16 protein-coding genes and 1 riboswitch are annotated in these 16,016 nt (G+C 65.8%); of the genes, 11 read left to right on the forward strand and 5 right to left on the reverse strand.

Annotated features, from left to right (window positions below; all coding sequences use genetic code 11):
- Positions 1-11: 11 nt before the first annotated feature.
- Genes SA190iCDA_RS04295 through SA190iCDA_RS04305 form a run of 3 tightly spaced genes read right to left on the reverse strand, consistent with a single transcriptional unit; the run spans position 12 to position 2,389 of the window.
- A complete protein-coding gene (locus SA190iCDA_RS04295; RefSeq protein ID WP_170833929.1) occupies positions 12-848 on the reverse strand; it encodes an aldo/keto reductase in 837 nt (278 codons plus the stop codon).
- A complete protein-coding gene (locus SA190iCDA_RS04300) occupies positions 845-2,017 on the reverse strand; it encodes an NAD(P)/FAD-dependent oxidoreductase (RefSeq protein WP_070885156.1) in 1,173 nt (390 codons plus the stop codon). Before SA190iCDA_RS04300 ends, SA190iCDA_RS04295 begins: the two co-directional genes overlap by 4 nt.
- A gap of 39 nt (positions 2,018-2,056) precedes the next feature.
- Entirely contained in the window at positions 2,057-2,389 is a 333-nt protein-coding gene (locus SA190iCDA_RS04305) for a DMT family transporter (protein WP_013793240.1), read from the reverse strand.
- Positions 2,390-2,475: 86 nt separating this feature from the next.
- On the opposite strand from SA190iCDA_RS04305, the gene SA190iCDA_RS04310 reads away from it, so the two are divergent.
- Positions 2,476-3,363 (forward strand): LysR family transcriptional regulator, encoded by an 888-nt coding sequence (locus SA190iCDA_RS04310; protein ID WP_070885157.1) that lies wholly within the window; start codon positions 2,476-2,478, stop codon positions 3,361-3,363.
- Positions 3,364-3,414: 51 nt separating this feature from the next.
- On the forward strand, positions 3,415-4,695 hold the full coding sequence (gene waaA, locus SA190iCDA_RS04315; protein ID WP_070885158.1) for a lipid IV(A) 3-deoxy-D-manno-octulosonic acid transferase: 1,281 nt from the start codon (positions 3,415-3,417) through the stop codon (positions 4,693-4,695).
- Between the two features lie 148 nt (positions 4,696-4,843).
- Here the strand turns inward: waaA and SA190iCDA_RS04320 are convergent, their stop codons facing one another.
- The gene (locus tag SA190iCDA_RS04320) at positions 4,844-6,277 is read right to left on the reverse strand and encodes a TolC family outer membrane protein (protein WP_070885159.1); all 1,434 of its coding nucleotides are present in this window, start codon (positions 6,275-6,277) and stop codon (positions 4,844-4,846) included.
- 129 nt (positions 6,278-6,406) lie between these two features.
- A riboswitch (TPP riboswitch) is annotated at positions 6,407-6,513 on the forward strand.
- A gap of 309 nt (positions 6,514-6,822) precedes the next feature.
- Between SA190iCDA_RS04320 and thiC the strand changes: the two genes are divergently transcribed.
- The gene (thiC, locus tag SA190iCDA_RS04325; RefSeq protein ID WP_070885160.1) at positions 6,823-8,709 is read left to right on the forward strand and encodes a phosphomethylpyrimidine synthase ThiC; all 1,887 of its coding nucleotides are present in this window, start codon (positions 6,823-6,825) and stop codon (positions 8,707-8,709) included.
- 259 nt (positions 8,710-8,968) lie between these two features.
- On the opposite strand, the gene SA190iCDA_RS04330 is transcribed toward thiC, so the two are convergent.
- Positions 8,969-9,724, reverse strand: coding sequence for an RsiV family protein (locus SA190iCDA_RS04330; protein ID WP_070885161.1), 756 nt, complete (start codon positions 9,722-9,724; stop codon positions 8,969-8,971).
- Between SA190iCDA_RS04330 and SA190iCDA_RS23135 the strand changes: the two genes are divergently transcribed.
- The 8 genes from SA190iCDA_RS23135 (at position 9,723) to SA190iCDA_RS04365 (ending at position 16,011) form a co-directional block, all read left to right on the forward strand.
- Positions 9,723-9,848 (forward strand): hypothetical protein, encoded by a 126-nt coding sequence (locus SA190iCDA_RS23135; protein WP_268963872.1) that lies wholly within the window; start codon positions 9,723-9,725, stop codon positions 9,846-9,848. The genes SA190iCDA_RS04330 and SA190iCDA_RS23135 overlap by 2 nt on opposite strands.
- Before the next feature lie 53 nt (positions 9,849-9,901).
- Positions 9,902-10,519: an NUDIX domain-containing protein gene (locus tag SA190iCDA_RS04335; protein WP_070885162.1), complete on the forward strand. Its 618-nt coding sequence runs from the start codon at positions 9,902-9,904 to the stop codon at positions 10,517-10,519.
- On the forward strand, positions 10,510-10,962 hold the full coding sequence (locus SA190iCDA_RS04340; protein WP_070885163.1) for a DUF1249 domain-containing protein: 453 nt from the start codon (positions 10,510-10,512) through the stop codon (positions 10,960-10,962). The genes SA190iCDA_RS04335 and SA190iCDA_RS04340 overlap by 10 nt, the downstream gene beginning before the upstream one ends.
- Positions 10,963-11,076: 114 nt before the next feature.
- Complete coding sequence (gene cpdA, locus SA190iCDA_RS04345) at positions 11,077-11,895, forward strand: 3',5'-cyclic-AMP phosphodiesterase (protein ID WP_070885164.1); 819 nt, start codon at positions 11,077-11,079, stop codon at positions 11,893-11,895.
- Positions 11,896-11,981: 86 nt separating this feature from the next.
- Positions 11,982-12,563 carry a YqiA/YcfP family alpha/beta fold hydrolase gene (locus SA190iCDA_RS04350; protein ID WP_070885165.1) on the forward strand — a complete coding sequence of 194 codons (582 nt, stop codon included), beginning with the start codon at positions 11,982-11,984 and terminating at the stop codon, positions 12,561-12,563.
- A gap of 45 nt (positions 12,564-12,608) precedes the next feature.
- Positions 12,609-14,507 (forward strand): DNA topoisomerase IV subunit B, encoded by a 1,899-nt coding sequence (gene parE / locus SA190iCDA_RS04355; protein WP_070885166.1) that lies wholly within the window; start codon positions 12,609-12,611, stop codon positions 14,505-14,507.
- Positions 14,507-15,490: an esterase-like activity of phytase family protein gene (locus tag SA190iCDA_RS04360; protein ID WP_070885167.1), complete on the forward strand. Its 984-nt coding sequence runs from the start codon at positions 14,507-14,509 to the stop codon at positions 15,488-15,490. Before parE ends, SA190iCDA_RS04360 begins: the two co-directional genes overlap by 1 nt.
- Positions 15,487-16,011 carry a retropepsin-like aspartic protease family protein gene (locus tag SA190iCDA_RS04365; protein WP_070885168.1) on the forward strand — a complete coding sequence of 175 codons (525 nt, stop codon included), beginning with the start codon at positions 15,487-15,489 and terminating at the stop codon, positions 16,009-16,011. The genes SA190iCDA_RS04360 and SA190iCDA_RS04365 overlap by 4 nt, the downstream gene beginning before the upstream one ends.
- The last annotated feature ends 5 nt before the right edge of the window (positions 16,012-16,016 follow it).

Here is a 16,016-nt window from a genome sequence, read left to right on the forward strand (position 1 = left end):
ACGCCTGTACATCACTCTGCTGATCCTGTGCTACCAGGTTTAGTGCCGGCAATAACCTCGGCCGCCACGGCCACGTTGTGCGCCAGGTGCAGCGGGTTGATGGTGCCGACGATGGCGCTGCCCACGCCGGGATGCGCGAAGATCAGCTCGAAGCTGGCCCGTACCGGGTCGACACCGCTGTCCAGGCAGACGTGGCCGCTGGCCAGGGCCTTCTTGATCAGCACGCCTTTGCCGTGGCTGGCAGCATAGTCCAATACCGGACGTTCCTGCTGCTCGCCCAGGTTGTAGGTGACCATGGCGCAGTCGCCGCGCTCGAGGGCCAGCAGGCCGCCTTCGAGCGTCTTGCCGGAGAAGCCGAAGCCGCGGATCAGCCCGGCCTGCTTGAGCTCGGCCAGGGTGTCGTAGACGCCTTCGTCGCGCAGAATCGCCAGGTCGTCACCGTTGGAATGCACCAGCACCAGATCGATATAGTCCGTTTCCAGACGTTTCAGACTGCGTTCCACCGAGCGCCGGGTGTGCGCAGCGGAAAAGTCGAAATGCGACAGGCCGTTGTCGAACTCCTCGCCGACCTTGCTGACGATTACCCAGTCGTGACGCTGGCCGCGCAGCAGCGGGCCGAGGCGCTGTTCGCTGCTGCCGTAAGCGGGTGCGGTGTCGAGCAGGTTGATGCCCAGCTCCCGCGCCAGGCCGAGCAGCTGCAGGGCCTGCTGGTCATCGGGAATGGTAAAGCCGCTGGGGTATTTGACGCCCTGGTCGCGACCCAGCTTGACCGTGCCCAGGCCCAGAGGCGAGACGCTCAGGCCCGTGGAGCCTAGCGGGCGATGCAGCTGGTGCAGATCACGCATCAGAACGCCGCCTCCCACGCGGTACGGCCGATGACCGGGCGTGGCAGTTCGGGCACGGCCGCGTGAGTCGCCGGACGAATGCCGTCGCGTTCGAGATGGCTCAGCACGCGATCGGCGAAGTCCGGCGCCAGGGCCAGCTTGGTCGGCCAGCCGACCAGCAGGGCGCCCTGGTCACTGAGAAAGGCATTGTCGGGGCGCACCAGGCCACTTTGCGCGGGCTCCGCACGCTCGACGCGCAAGGTCGCCCACCGGGCTGTAGACAAGTCGATCCAGGGCAGCAGCTGGGTGAGCTCCTTGCGCGCCGCCTCGATCTGCGCCGCTTCGTCGCGGGCCACGCCATCGGCTTCGGCCAGGTCGCCGCCCAGGTACCAGACCCATTCACCGTCGGCGCTCGGGTGGCTGGTCACGGTGATGCGCGGCTTGGGGCCGCCACCCAGGCAGTGGGCGTACAGCGGTTTCAGGCTCGGGCCCTTGACCATCACCATATGCAGCGGGCGCAGCTGCTGGTTGGGTTGGGCGACCTCGAGGCTGGCCAGCAGGTCGGCGTTGCCGCGGCCGGCGCTGAGCACGATGCGCTGGGCGCGGATCTCGCGACCGTCGACGCGCAGGCCGACCAGTTGGCCGTTTTCGTGCAGCGCCTGGATGTCATCGGCGGCCAGCAGGTTGTCGCCAGCGAGTTCGGCCAGACGCGCGATCAGGCTGGGTACGTCCACTACCAGTTCGGCCAGGCGGTACACCTTGCCCCTGAATTTCGGGTGCTGCAGCGCCGGCGGCAGTTGCTCGCCCTTGACCTGATCGACGCGGCCGCGCACCGCCTTGCTGGCGAAGAAGCTGGTCAGGTTGCCGGCCAGGGTGCCCGGCGACCACAGGTAATGGGCATCGGAGAGCAAGCGCACACCGGACAAATCTAGTTCGCCGTTGCCATCCAGCGCCTCGCGCCAGCGCCGCGGCATGTCGGCGATGGCTTCCGAGGCGCCGCTCAGGGCGCCATGCAGCGCATATTTGGCGCCGCCGTGGATGATGCCCTGGGATTTGACGCTCTGACCGCCGCCCAGGCTTTCGCGCTCCACCAGCAGCGTGGCGTAGCCCTTGGCGCGCAGGCGCGCATTCAGCCACAGGCCGGCAACACCGCCGCCGACGATCAGGACGTCTGTGCTCAGAGTTTGGGACATGCAGGCGCCTCGCAGAAAAACAGGTGCGCAGTATAACGCTCAGTGACCGGTGACGCGGGAGAACAGCTGGATCACCACCACGCCGCTGACGATCAGGCCCATGCCCAGCACGGCCGGCAGGTCGGGCTTCTGGTCGTAGACGAACATCGCCGCGATGCTGACCAGCACGATGCCCAGTCCCGCCCAGATGGCGTAGGCGATGCCCACGGGAATGGTGCGAACCACCAGGATCAGCATCCAGAACGCGATGCTGTAGCCGGCAATCACCAGCAACAGCGGCAGGGGTTTGTTGAGCCCGTCGACAGCCTTCATGGAGGTGGTGGCGACGACTTCGGCGGCAATCGCCAACGCGAGATAGAGATAACCATTCATCGGCAGCACTCCTCTAAACAGGCTTTCAATTTTACCGGCCCTGGCCGTTAGGTAAATTGATTACCTATCTGTATGGGAGATAGGTAGTGCGCTGGAATCTTGAGCAGTTGGAAGTCTTCGTGGCGGTGGCCGAGGGCCATTCTTTTTCTGCCGTGGCGCGGCGGCTCGGGCGCGTGCAGTCGGCGGTCAGCACTGCAGTGGCAACGCTGGAAGATGACCTCGGCGTGCGTCTTTTCGAGCGCAGCAGCGGTCGCCAGCCACGGTTGACGGACGCCGGTCTGGCGCTACTGGAAGAGGCCCGCGAGCTGCTGCGCCAGTGCGAGCGGCTGGAGGGACGGGCGCTTGGCCTGGCCCAGGGCGAAGAAGCCTGCCTGCGGCTCGCCCAGGACGAAGCCCTGCCGCTGCCCCCCGTGCTCGACAGCCTCGAGGCGCTGGCGCGGGCCTTTCCAGGTGTGGAAGTGCAGATGACCAGCGGCGGGCAGGGCGTGGTGGCGCGCCAGCTTATCGAACGGCGGGCCGACCTTGGCCTGTTGTTCCACCACGAAGGCATGCCGGCGGAGCTCGAGCGCCGGCGCCTGGGCATGGTGGAAATGGTCATGGTCTGTGGCGCCGGCCATCCATTGGCCCAGGCCGGCCCGGTCGGGCGCCGTGAGCTGGCGCGCCATCGGCAACTGCTGATCACCCTGCAGGACACCCAGTACCCGGGCAACGAACGGATCAGCCCGGCGGCCTGGCATGCGGACAGCTTCTATTCGATGGCCGAGCTGCTGATGCGCAACCTGGGCTGGGCCTGCCTGCCGCGGCATGTGGCCCAGTACCCGACCTACCAGGGCCATCTGGTGGAGCTGCGCAGCGACTGGATCGCGCCGCCGCTGCCGCTGGAACTGGTGTTTCGCCGCGATGAAGCGCTGGGGCCTGCCGCCCAATGGTTGGCCGGCTCGCTGGCCGAGCGCTTGCAGGTGCTCAAGGCGTGAGGGCGTGGCGCGACTTGTGCTGCCCCGCCCGCATCCCTAAGCTTCGCCGCCATGAACCGACATCTCTATAGCCTGCTGTTTCACCTTTGCCTGCCGCTGATCGGCCTGCGCCTGGCCTGGCGTGCCTGGCGGGCGCCGGCCTATACCCAGCGCGTTGGCGAGCGCTTCGCCTTGTTGCCGCCTCTGCGCCCCGGCGGCATCTGGGTGCATGCCGTGTCGGTGGGTGAAAGCATCGCCGCTGCACCGCTGGTGCGCGAGCTGCTGGCGCGCTATCCGGATTTGCCGATCACCCTGACCTGCATGACGCCCACCGGCTCCGAACGCATCCGCGCGCTGTTTCCCGAGGTGCAGTTCGCCGGGCGGGTGCAGCATTGCTACCTGCCCTATGACCTGCCCTGGGCCGCGGCGCGCTTCCTCAAGCAGGTGCGGCCGAAGCTGGCGGTGATCATGGAGACCGAGCTGTGGCCCAACTACATCCACCAGTGCGCCCGTCGCGGCATTCCGGTGGCGTTGGCCAATGGGCGCTTGTCCGCGCGCTCGGCCAGAGGTTATGGGCGTTTCGCCAAGCTCACCGCGCCGATGCTCGCTGAATTGAACCTGCTCGCGGTGCAGACGCAGGTCGAAGCCGAGCGCTTTATCGGCCTTGGTGCGCGCCCCGAAGCCGTTGAAGTGACCGGTTCGATCAAGTTCGACCAGCAGGTGGATGCCGAGGTGTCGGCTCGCGCCTCTGCGCTGCGTGAGCAGTGGCAGGCGCGCCAACGGCCGGTGTGGATTGCTGCCAGCACCCGCGAGGGCGAGGATGCGCTGGTGATCCAGGCGCACCGGCGATTGCTCGCCAGCCAGCCGGATGCCTTGCTGATTCTGGTGCCGCGCCACCTGGAGCGTTTCGACACGGCCGCGGTGCAGTTACGTGAAGCGGGCCTGGGTTACGTGCGGCGCTCCTCGGGCGAGGCGGTTGGCCCCGACGTGCGGGTGCTGCTTGGCGACAGCATGGGCGAGCTGATGTTTCTCTACGCCCTGGCTGATATCGCCTTCGTCGGCGGCAGCCTGGTCGAGACCGGTGGCCACAACCCACTGGAGCCTGTCGCGCTGGGCCTGCCGGTGCTCATGGGGCCGCACCGTTTCAATTTCCTGGAGATCACCGCGCAGTTGCTCGAGCACGGCGCGCTTTGCGAGGTGACGGATGCCCAGGCGCTGGGCGATCAGGTGGCGGTGCTGCTGAGCGAGCCGGCGCGGGCGGCCGCCATGCGCGATGCCGGGCTGGCGGTGCTCAAGGCCAACCAGGGGGCGCTGAAGCGCCTGCTGGATGGGTTGGCAAGGTTGGTCGCTTAAGCCTACTCGTCTAATTCACAAGCCTGCAGCTAAGCGGTGTATGTGGTGATTGGTTTGCTGCTGTGGGAGCGGGCCATGCCAGCGAATTCGCGCATGGCGCGCTCCCACGATTGGCGACTTAACGAGTGCCTCTGTATTCCTCGTCCGCTTACTCACCCTGCAGCTTCGCTTCGCCAGCCTTGGCCAGGTCGGTGGGCAGGAAGTCGCGGTCCGGGTTGTAGTCCGGTTTCAGGTAGGCGCCCAGCGCCTCCAGATCGGCCGGGCTGAGGGTGCCGGCGGCCTGCTTCAGGCGCAGGTTGTTGAGGATGTAGTCGTAGCGCGCGTCGTTGTAGTTGCGCACCGCGCTGTACAGCTGGCGCTGGGCATCGAGCACGTCGACGATATTGCGGGTGCCGACCTGATAGCCGATTTCCGTGGCTTGCAGCGCGCTCTGGTTGGAGATGATCGACTGGCGGCGTGCCTGCACGGTTTCTACATCGGTATTCACCGCCCGGTACAGGTTGCGGGTGTTCTGCACCACCTCACGGCGCAGGCCTTCGCGGCGTTGCTCGGACTGGCTGAGGCGCTGGTAGGCCTCGCGCGCCTGGGAACTGGTCAGGCCGCCGCTGTATAGCGGGATGTTCAGCTCCAGGCCGATGCTGCGTTGCGATACGTCGCTGCCGTAGACCGGCTCGGTGGGCCGGCCCGAATTGGTGAAGCCCAGGTTGTCGTTGTCGCCGCGCTGGTAGCTGGCCACCGCGTCCAGGGTCGGTGCATGGCCGGCCTTGCGCTGGCGCAGGGTTTGCTCGGCGGCATTCACCGCGAAGTTGCTGGCCTGCAGGTTGAGGTTCTGGGCCGCCGCGGTGTTGACCCAGGCGGTGGCGTCATTGGGCATCGGGGTGAGAATCGGCAGGCTGTGCTGGATGCCCTCGATGCTGCGGTATTCGCGGTTGGTCAGGGTGATCAGCGCCTCGAAGGCATCGTCGACCTGGCGCTGGGCGGTGATGCGATTGGCCCGTGCACTGTCGAAGCCGGCCTGGGCCTGCAGCACGTCGGTCTTGTCCGACAGGCCGACATCGAAGCGCTTGTTGGCCTGGTCGAGCTGACGGTTGAAAGCCGCTTCCTCGGCCTTGGTCGAGGCCAGGTTGTCCTGGGCGCGCAATACCGAGAAGTAGGCTTCGGCGCTCTGCAGGATCAGGTTCTGCTCGGTGGCCGACAGCTCCAGCGCCGCCTGCTCGCTGACCGCCTCGGCCGCCTGCAGCTGGAACCAGCGGTCGGCACGGAACAATGGCTGGCTGAGGTTGGCTTGGTACAGGGTGCCGCTGCGTGACAGGGTAGCGGGCGGCTTTTCCAGGGCGGTGCGCGTGTCCTGCACCTGGGCGCCGGCGCTGAGATTCGGCAGCAGGCCGGCGCGGGCCTGGGGCACGCCCTCGCGGCGCGCCTGGTAGTCGGCCCGGGCGGCGGCCAGGTCGGCATTGTTGGCAGCGGCTTCCTGGTACACCGACATCAGGTCGGTACGCACCGATAGCGGCGCGGGTTCTGCCCAGGCCGTGGCGGTTGAAGTGGCGGTCACGGCAACGGCCAGGGAGAGTCTGCGCAGCATGTCGATGGATCCTAGAGGGGCAGTAGCAGGCGAGACTAAGCCCGGCCACCGGGGTGGTCAAGGCGCGACGCAGGCGACCAGCGGGTCTGCTTCGCATTGCCGCCACCGGAGGCTGCCAGTAGACTGGCCAGGTTCTTGTCGGGGTGCCTCGAATCGGAGGCTGAGATCGGAAAGTTCCGGATCCCGTTGAACCTGATCAGGTTAAGGCCTGCGTAGGGAACAAGAGGTATCCACCTCTACAGATCGTTTAAAAACGTAGGCGAGGCAGCCAGCGCAAGGCAAAAAAGTGGCGAAAAAGCGGAGTGTACGAGTAGTACATGAGCATTTTGAGCCGGTTTTTAACGCCGCGATGGCAACGCAGATAGTTTTCAGCGACCTGCATGGTGGATTCCCCCACACCACACTCGTGGTGTGCCCGCGCCCTGGCTGTTTGATCATGCCGGCGCTCTTCAAGACTCCTGCATGCTCGAATAGTCTCGGCTCGGCGTTGCTTCATCGCGTGCATCCATCAGGTTCTCCCCGACATTCAGCCGAGGAGCCAGCCGATGAGCAGCAAACAACAACAGCAGAACCTCAGTGAGTCCGCCCAGGTCGACCAGCAGTCGATCCAGCCCTTCCCCCGTTCCCAGAAAATCTACGTGCAGGGCACACGAGCGGACATTCGCGTGCCGATGCGCGAGATCAGCCTGGATGTCACACCGACCGACTTTGGTGGCGAGATCAATGCCCCGGTCACCGTCTACGATACCTCCGGTCCCTACACCGACCCGAGCGTGACCATCGACGTGCGCAAGGGCCTGGCCGATGTGCGCAGCGCCTGGATCGAGGATCGTGGCGACACCGAGCGCCTGGGCGGCCTGTCCTCCGAATTCGGCCAGCGCCGCCTGGCCGATGAGGAACTGACCAGGATGCGCTTCGCCCATGTGCGCAACCCGCGCCGCGCCAAGGCCGGCAAGAACGTCAGCCAGATGCACTACGCGCGTCAGGGCATCATCACCCCGGAGATGGAATACGTCGCCATCCGCGAGAACATGAAGCTCGCCGAGCACCGCGCGGCCGGTCTGCTCGACGCACAGCACGGCGGCAACAGCTTCGGCGCCAGCATTCCCAGGGAAATCACCCCGGAGTTCGTACGCCAGGAAGTCGCCCGTGGCCGCGCCATCATCCCAGCCAACATCAACCACACCGAGCTGGAGCCGATGATCATCGGCCGCAACTTCCTGGTGAAGATCAACGGCAATATCGGCAACTCGGCGCTGGGCTCGAGCATCGAGGAAGAAGTCGCCAAGCTGACCTGGGGCATCCGCTGGGGCTCGGACACGGTGATGGATCTGTCCACCGGCAAGCACATCCACGAAACCCGCGAGTGGATCATCCGCAACTCGCCGGTGCCGATCGGCACGGTGCCGATCTACCAGGCGCTGGAGAAGGTGGGCGGCGTGGCCGAAGACCTGACCTGGGAGCTGTTCCGCGACACCCTGATCGAACAGGCCGAGCAGGGCGTGGACTACTTCACCATCCATGCCGGCGTGCTGCTGCGCTATGTACCGCTGACCGCCAAGCGGGTCACCGGCATCGTCAGCCGTGGCGGCTCGATCATGGCCAAGTGGTGCCTGGCCCATCACCAGGAGAACTTCCTCTACACCCACTTCGAAGACATCTGCGAAATCATGAAGGCCTACGACGTGTCCTTCTCCCTGGGCGATGGCCTGCGGCCCGGCTCCATTGCCGACGCCAACGACGCCGCCCAGTTCGGTGAGCTGGAAACCCTCGGCGAGCTGACCAAGATCGCCTGGAAACACGACGTGCAGTGCATGATCGAAGGCCCCGGCCACGTGCCCATGCAGCTGATCAAGGAGAACATGGACAAGCAGCTCGAATGCTGCGACGAGGCGCCGTTCTACACCCTCGGTCCGCTGACCACCGATATCGCGCCGGGCTACGACCACATCACCAGCGGCATCGGCGCGGCGATGATCGGCTGGTTCGGCTGCGCCATGCTCTGCTACGTCACCCCCAAGGAGCACCTGGGCCTGCCCAACAAGGATGACGTCAAGACCGGCATCATTACCTACAAGATCGCCGCCCATGCCGCGGATCTCGCCAAGGGGCATCCCGGCGCGCAGATCCGCGACAACGCACTAAGCAAGGCGCGTTTCGAGTTCCGTTGGGAAGACCAGTTCAACCTGGGCCTGGACCCGGATACCGCCCGTAGCTTCCACGACGAGACGCTGCCGAAGGATTCGGCCAAGGTCGCCCACTTCTGCTCGATGTGCGGGCCGAAGTTCTGCTCGATGAAGATCACCCAGGAGGTACGCGAGTACGCCAAGGAGAACGGGCTATCGGACGAGAGCAAGGCGGTCGAGGCGGGCTTCAAGGAGCAGGCCGAGCGCTTCAGGGAGGAGGGCTCGGTGATTTACCGGCAGGTCTAAGAACCTGTTGAGAGTTTTTCAGCCCGGGTCCGTCGATTTTGGCGACTAAGTGGCGCAAGCGGCCGCAAGCTGCAAGCCCCAAGCTACAAGTTAGAAGCAGTCCGCAGTGCTCTAGCTTCTTCTTGCAGCTTGAGGCTTGCGGCTTGAAGCTCAATGTCCGCTTCTGCCTTGTAGCAGCCGCTTCATAAAGATCGTGAACAGGTTCCAAGCCTCAGCCGCAAGCGCGACGGGTATCGCGCTTGCGGCTGCTATCCATCTTTTAGCGCGCGGCGCCAGGCATATACGTCGGACGCAGGATACCCTGCAGCTGGTTGTAGGGAATGAGGATTTCCGGGTGGCCGTCGGAGTAGGGCGCCAGGCGCGCGACGTCGTACTTGAGCATCACTGCATCGGGGTTCAGGGCGATATTGGCAGTGCGCTCGAACGGCCAGGTCTTGCGGTACTCCACATCGTTGCCGTGGCCCTGGGCGATCAGCCAGGCCTGGTGGGCGCGCTGAGCGATCTGCCAGAAGGCCGCTTCCTCGCCCGGCACCAGCATGTCCTGCAGGCTCAGCACCTCGTTCTGCCCACGGTCGTAGTTGAGGTAGGTGCGCCCGGGCACGCCGTGGGCGCCACCGATGAAGTGGTAGCTGGACAGCTCGATCACCACCAGTTGGTCATGCTGGCTGAGGACCTTGGCCTGCAGGTAGCTGACCCAGCCCGGCTTGCCGTTGGCGAGAAAGTCGCGTTCGTGTTCGGCCAGCGACGATGGCCGGGCGCCAGTGGCAGCCTTCACCAGGTCGAGCAGGGTGGCTTCGATGCGTGCATTGAGCTCGGGTTGGCCGCTCACGTGCTGCAGTTCCACGTTGACCAGCGGGCAATCCTGGGCGCTGCAATCGGCCGGCTTGTGCTCCCATTTTTCGTGGGTGGTGGCCACGCCTGCTGGCGCGTCGGATGGGGACAGGCTCTGGCAGGCGCCAAGCAAGAGGGCGAGGCTGAAAAGGGCACCGAGACGGGCAACGCTGGAGATCTTCATGCAGAAAAAAGCCATTGGCAGAGGACGGGCGTTCGACTGCCTGACGGCAGGGGAGTTCGCGATTATTCGCCAATGCGTGCGGATCGGCCAGGCTTTCGCGGCGTCGCTTGCGGGAGAGCCTTGACAGCCCCTAGGATGGGCTCAATGTGTGCAGATGAACGAACGAGAGACCAGCAGATGACCGAAACCTTCAACCCCGGCCCGGATGCGGTGGAAATCATCGAGCGTGAGGAATGCTTCCGCGGCTTCTACCGACTGGATCGTTTTCACCTGCGCCACCGACAGTTCTCCGGCGAGATGGGCCCGGTGCTGCGTCGCGAGCTGTTCATTCGCCACGATGCCGTGTGCGTGCTGCCCTACGACGCGGTGACCGACACCGTGGTGCTGATCGAGCAGTTCCGCGTCGGCGCCATGCACAAGGCCACCAACCCCTGGCTGGTGGAACTGGTGGCCGGGCTGATCGACAAGAACGAGGAGCCGGACGAAGTGGCGCTGCGCGAGGCCGAGGAAGAGGCCGGGCTGACGCTCACCTCGCTGTGGCCGATCACCCGCTATTTCCCTTCGCCAGGCGGTTCCGACGAGTTCGTCCATCTGTTCCTCGGCCGCTGCAGCAGCGCCGGCGTGGGCGGTGTACACGGCCTGGAAGAAGAGGGCGAAGACATCCGCGTGCAGGTGTGGCCCTTCGAGGACGCCCTGCAGGCGGTCAAGGATGGCAAGATCAACAACGCGGCGAGCATCATCGCCCTGCAGTGGCTGGCGCTCAATCGCGCCGAGGTCAGGGGGCTATGGGGTTGAACCTGCTGCGCGAGCGCTACCGGGTCGACTTGATCGAGCTGCAGGCGGCTTGCGAAGCCAATTATGCGCGGCTGATGCGTTTGCTGCCCGGCATGCGTGAGGCACAGAGTGCACGGCGTGTCGCCCTCAGTCAGGGCGAGCGGCAGCTCGGCGTGCTGGCGCTGGAAGTGGTGGAAAGCTGCCCCTATACCTCCACGGTGCAGGTGCGCCAGGAGCACAGCCTGCCCTGGTTGCCGGTGCCACAGCTGGAAGTGCGCGTCTACCACGACGCGCGCATGGCCGAGGTCACCGGTGCCCAGAGCGCCCGGCGCTTCCGTGGCATCTACCCCTATCCCAACGCCGCCATGCACCAGCCGGACGAGAAAACCCAGCTCAACCTGTTTCTCGGCGAATGGCTGAGCCATTGCCTGGCCTGCGGACACGAAACCGAACCGTTGCTATGATTGATGGCCTTTGGCCATGAAAATGCGTCGGATTTCTGTGAACCAGTGCTTGTTTTCGGGTTTACCGGCTCGCTTGCCGCTTCCATAATTCGCTCTCACTCAAGGAGAAGCACCTTGGCGCGTGCGCTTGTTCCCCCCCCAGCCGATTCTTCGGTGCTGCTGGTGCAGCTCACCGACAGCCATCTGTTCGCCGATGCGGACGGCAGGCTGCTGGGCATGGACACCGCCGACAGCCTGGGGCGGGTGGTCGAGCAGGTGCTCAAGGAGCAGCCGGCCATCGATCTGATTCTGGCCACCGGTGACCTGTCCCAGGATGGCAGTGCGGCCTCCTACGCGCGCTTCGTCGAATTGAGCGCGGCGATCGACGCGCCGGCCCGCTGGATTCCCGGCAACCATGACGACATCCCCACCATGCAGGCCGCCTGCGTCGGCACAGACCTGCTCGAGCCGGTGGTCGACTTGGGCAACTGGCGCATCACCCTGCTCGATTCGTCCATCCCCGGCGCCGTGCCGGGCTATCTTCAGGAGTCCCAGCTGCTGCTCCTCGAGCGGGCCCTGAGCGAAGCGCCGGATCGCCATCATCTGATCTGCCTGCACCATCACCCGGTGGATATCGACTGCCAGTGGATGGCGCCGATCGGCCTGCGTAATCCGGATGCCCTGTTCGCGCTGCTGCAGCGCTTTCCCCAGGTGCGCGCCGTGCTCTGGGGTCATGTGCACCAGAGCATCGACACCCAGCGCGGTGACCTGCGGTTGCTGGCTTCTCCCTCTACCTGCGTGCAGTTCACCCCGGGCAGCGAGGATTTCCAGGCCGACAGCGCGGCGCCGGGCTACCGCTGGCTGCGCCTGCACGATGATGGTCGTCTGGACACCGGCGTTTCGCGGGTCGAGGGCTTCGTCTTCGAGCCCGACTACAGCATTGGCGGCTACTGAGGCCCGGTGCGCGAATGGCGTATTGAGACCAAGGGCTGCGACGGCAGCGCTTGCAGCCTGGCGGCTGGCGCTAGTAGCCTCCCGTTATGAGCAATAGCATTCTTTATATCCACGGCCTCAACAGCTCGCCGGCCTCCACCAAGGCCAGCCAGCTGACGGCTGCCATGACCGCGCGGGGCCTGCAGGCACAGCTGCGGGTGCCGGCCCTGCATCACCATCCGCGCCAGGCGATCGCCCAGCTCGAGGCGCTGATCGCCGAGCTTGGGCGCCCCACGCTGGTCGGCAGCTCGCTGGGCGGCTACTATGCGACCCACCTGGCCGAACGGCATGGGCTCAAGGCACTGCTGATCAACCCGGCGGTGCGGCCCCACGAGCTGTTCGACGGCTACCTGGGCACGCAGACCAACCTTTACAGCGGCGAAACCTGGGAACTGACCGAGGATCATGTGACGGCCCTGGCCGAGCTGGCTGTCGAGCCGCCCACGGACCCGGCGCGTTATCAGGTGTGGCTGCAGACCGGCGACGAGACCCTCGACTACCGGCGCGCCCAGGCTTATTACCGACACTGCGCCCTACGCATCGAAGCGGGCGGCGACCACGGTTTCCAGGGTTTCGCCGAGCGCCTGCCGATGTTGTTCGCCTTTGCCGGCATTGCGCCCGCCAGCTGAGTGGCCGCAGCCAATCCCCGATCAATCAGAGCATTGCACAGACCCATGGCCCAGCAAAACGCCTACAACGCCGATGCCATCGAAGTTCTTTCCGGCCTCGACCCGGTGCGCAAGCGCCCGGGGATGTACACCGACACCACGCGCCCCAACCACCTGGCCCAGGAAGTCATCGACAACAGTGTCGACGAGGCCCTGGCTGGCCACGCGAAGTCCATCCAGGTAATCCTCCACGAGGACAATTCCCTGGAAGTGATCGACGACGGTCGCGGTATGCCGGTGGATATTCACCCCGAAGAAGGTGTGCCCGGCGTCGAGCTGATCCTTACCAAACTGCACGCCGGCGGCAAGTTCAGCAACAAGAACTACCAGTTTTCCGGCGGCCTGCACGGCGTCGGTATCTCGGTGGTCAACGCCTTGTCGACCCGCGTGCAAGTGCGCGTCAAGCGCGACGGCAGCGAGTATTCCATGGCCTTCGCCGACGGCTTCAAGGCCAGCGACCTGGAAGTGATCGGCACCGTGGGCAAGCGCAACACCGGTACCAGCGTGCATTTCTGGCCGGACGCCAAGTATTTCGATTCCCACAAGTTCTCGGTCAGCCGCCTCAAGCACGTGCTCAAGGCCAAGGCCGTGCTGTGCCCGGGCCTGGCAGCGAGCTTCCATGACAAGGCCAGCAACGAGAAGGTCGAGTGGCTGTACGAAGACGGCCTGCGCTCCTACCTGGTCGATGCGGTCAGCGAGTTCGAGCGCCTGCCCAATGAGCCGTTCTGCGGCAGCCTGGCCGGCAACAAGGAAGCCGTGGACTGGGCATTGCTGTGGCTGCCCGAAGGCGGCGATGCGGTGCAGGAAAGCTACGTCAACCTGATCCCCACCGCCCAGGGCGGCACCCACGTCAACGGCCTGCGCCAGGGCCTGCTTGACGCCATGCGCGAGTTCTGCGAATTCCGTAACCTGCTGCCGCGCGGCGTCAAGCTGGCGCCCGAGGACGTCTGGGAGCGCATCGCTTTCGTGCTGTCGATGAAGATGCAGGACGCCCAGTTTTCCGGGCAGACCAAGGAGCGCCTGTCGTCCCGTGAGGCCTCGGCCTTCGTCTCCGGGGTGGTCAAGGATGCCTTCAGCCTGTGGCTCAACGCCCACCCGAAGTTCGGCCAACAGCTCGCCGAGCTGGCGATCAGCAATGCCAGCCGCCGCCTCAAGGCGGGCAAGAAGGTCGAGCGCAAGAAGATCACCCAGGGCCCGGCGCTGCCCGGCAAGCTGGCCGACTGCGCGGGCCAGAACCCGCTGCGCTGCGAGCTGTTCCTGGTCGAGGGTGACTCAGCCGGCGGCAGCGCCAAGCAGGCGCGGGACAAGGAATTCCAGGCGATCATGCCGCTGCGCGGCAAGATCCTCAACACCTGGGAAGTGGACGGCGGCGAGGTGCTGGCCAGCCAGGAGGTACACGACATTGCCGTGGCCATCGGCATCGACCCCGGCTCCAGTGACCTGGCGCAGCTGCGCTACGGCAAGATCTGCATCCTCGCCGATGCCGACTCCGACGGCCTGCATATCGCCACGCTGCTCTGCGCGCTGTTCGTGCGCCACTTCCGGCCGCTGGTCGACGCCGGCCATGTCTATGTGGCCATGCCGCCGCTGTACCGCATCGACCTGGGCAAGGACATCTACTACGCCCTCGACGAGGCCGAACGCGACGGCATTCTCGATCGCCTGGTCGCCGAGAAGAAGCGCGGCAAGCCCCAGGTCACCCGCTTCAAGGGCCTGGGTGAGATGAACCCGCCGCAGCTGCGCGAAACCACCATGGATCCCAACACCCGGCGCCTGGTGCAACTGACCCTCGAGGATTTCGAGGGTACCCGCGAGGTGATGGACATGTTGCTGGCCAAGAAGCGCGCCGGCGACCGTAAATCCTGGCTGGAGTCCAAAGGCAACCTGGCCGAGGTGCTGCTCTGATGCGCCAGCTGTTCGGCGCCGTGCTGTTCGCAGCCGTGACGCCGGTGTTGGCCGACACGCCGCTCGAAGAACTCAAGCTGGCCAGCGAACACCCGGTAGCCGGCATGGAGGCTGGCAACCTGTCTGGCCTGGCCTGGTGCGGTGACGCGCTGTGGGCAGTGTCCGACCGCGAGGATGATCGCCTGTATCGCCTCGATTCGTCGGCCAGCGTCTGGCAGGCCGAGGCCGAGCGTTTCGTGGCGCCGCCGGCACCGGACATGCCGTTGCCCTGGGGGCTGCGCATGCGCTCGTGGGTCTCCGGGCTGGTGCGCGGTGGCCATCTGGATTTCGAAGGCATTTCCTGCGATGCCAAGGGCAACCGCTATTTGGTCAGCGAAACCCGCGCGGCGGTGCTGCAGGTGCCGCCGGCCGCCGATGCGCAGTGGCTGAACCTGCCCGAAGGCATGGTGCGCCAGGCGCGGGCCAGCGGCATGCTGCTGCATTTCAATTCGCTGTTCGAGGGCATCGCCGTCGATCCGGCCGGCGAACGCCTGTGGTTGGCAGCGGAAAAGGAGCGGCGCGGGTTGGTGGTGCTCCACAACCGCGGTTCAACCTGGCGCTGCGAGGGGGGGTGCGTGCTGCTCAACGAGGGCGGCGAGGAGGCCTCACCCGAGGCGCTGGGCGGCCGGTCTGCACCGGTGGACTTCTCCGACCTGGCCTTCTTCGAGGAAAAGCTCTACACCCTGGAACGTCAGGCCCATCGCATCTGCCGGCGCACGCCAGCCAGCGGCGAGGTCGAGCGGTGTTGGTCGTTCGCGGCCGAAGCGCTGACCGATGAGCGCCGCTATCCCATGCACTACGGCGTTGCCGAGGCCCTGTCGATGGACGCCGAAGGCGCCTGGATCGGCCTCGACAACGGTGGCCACGCCCGTGGCGATGGCGAGCAGCGCCCGCTGGTCTGGCGCTTCGCCGCGCCAAGCGGCGGCTGGGGGGCTGCGCAGTGAGCGAGCAGCCCGCAGGCCGCCGTGCCGGCCGGGTGATGCTGGTGCTCGCCTGGGGCGCCGGCCTGCTGCTGGCCACGCATTTTTTCGGTAACTGGGAGGATGCCAAGCAGCATCCCAATCGCCAGCCGCAATCGGTACATGGTGATGATTACGTCGAAGTGCGCCTGGCCAGCAGTCCCGGCGGGCATTATCGGGTCGACGGGCGGATCAATGGCGAGGCGGTGAGCTTTCTGCTCGACACCGGCGCCACCCAGGTCGCCATCCCCAGCCAGGTCGCCCGCGACCTGGGCCTGCAGGCCGGCGCGCCGGTGCAGATCCGCACCGCCAACGGCATCGCCACGGCGCACCGCACGCGCCTGGAGCGCTTGCAGCTCGGCGATATCGTCCTGCATGACGTGTCCGCACTCATCGCTCCGGGCATGGATGGCGACGAAATCCTGCTGGGCATGAGCGCCTTGAAACACCTTGAATTCAGTCAGCGCGACGGCACCCTGATGCTGCGCCAATCAACCTTGCAATGAGGCAC

This window comes from Pseudomonas argentinensis (genome assembly GCF_001839655.2).
Taxonomy (GTDB): domain Bacteria; phylum Pseudomonadota; class Gammaproteobacteria; order Pseudomonadales; family Pseudomonadaceae; genus Aquipseudomonas; species Aquipseudomonas argentinensis_B.

Coding starts and splice junctions, on each gene's coding strand:
- SA190iCDA_RS04300 (WP_070885156.1), bottom strand. CDS start 2,017: ATGTCCCAAACTCTGAGCACAGACGTCCTGATCGTCGGCGGCGGTGTT.
- SA190iCDA_RS04305 (WP_013793240.1), bottom strand. CDS start 2,389: ATGAATGGTTATCTCTATCTCGCGTTGGCGATTGCCGCCGAAGTCGTC.
- waaA (WP_070885158.1), top strand. CDS start 3,415: ATGAACCGACATCTCTATAGCCTGCTGTTTCACCTTTGCCTGCCGCTG.
- SA190iCDA_RS04320 (WP_070885159.1), bottom strand. CDS start 6,277: ATGCTGCGCAGACTCTCCCTGGCCGTTGCCGTGACCGCCACTTCAACC.
- thiC (WP_070885160.1), top strand. CDS start 6,823: ATGAGCAGCAAACAACAACAGCAGAACCTCAGTGAGTCCGCCCAGGTC.
- SA190iCDA_RS23135 (WP_268963872.1), top strand. CDS start 9,723: ATGCAGAAAAAAGCCATTGGCAGAGGACGGGCGTTCGACTGCCTGACG.
- SA190iCDA_RS04330 (WP_070885161.1), bottom strand. CDS start 9,724: ATGAAGATCTCCAGCGTTGCCCGTCTCGGTGCCCTTTTCAGCCTCGCC.
- SA190iCDA_RS04335 (WP_070885162.1), top strand. CDS start 9,902: ATGACCGAAACCTTCAACCCCGGCCCGGATGCGGTGGAAATCATCGAG.
- SA190iCDA_RS04340 (WP_070885163.1), top strand. CDS start 10,510: ATGGGGTTGAACCTGCTGCGCGAGCGCTACCGGGTCGACTTGATCGAG.
- SA190iCDA_RS04350 (WP_070885165.1), top strand. CDS start 11,982: ATGAGCAATAGCATTCTTTATATCCACGGCCTCAACAGCTCGCCGGCC.
- parE (WP_070885166.1), top strand. CDS start 12,609: ATGGCCCAGCAAAACGCCTACAACGCCGATGCCATCGAAGTTCTTTCC.
- SA190iCDA_RS04360 (WP_070885167.1), top strand. CDS start 14,507: ATGCGCCAGCTGTTCGGCGCCGTGCTGTTCGCAGCCGTGACGCCGGTG.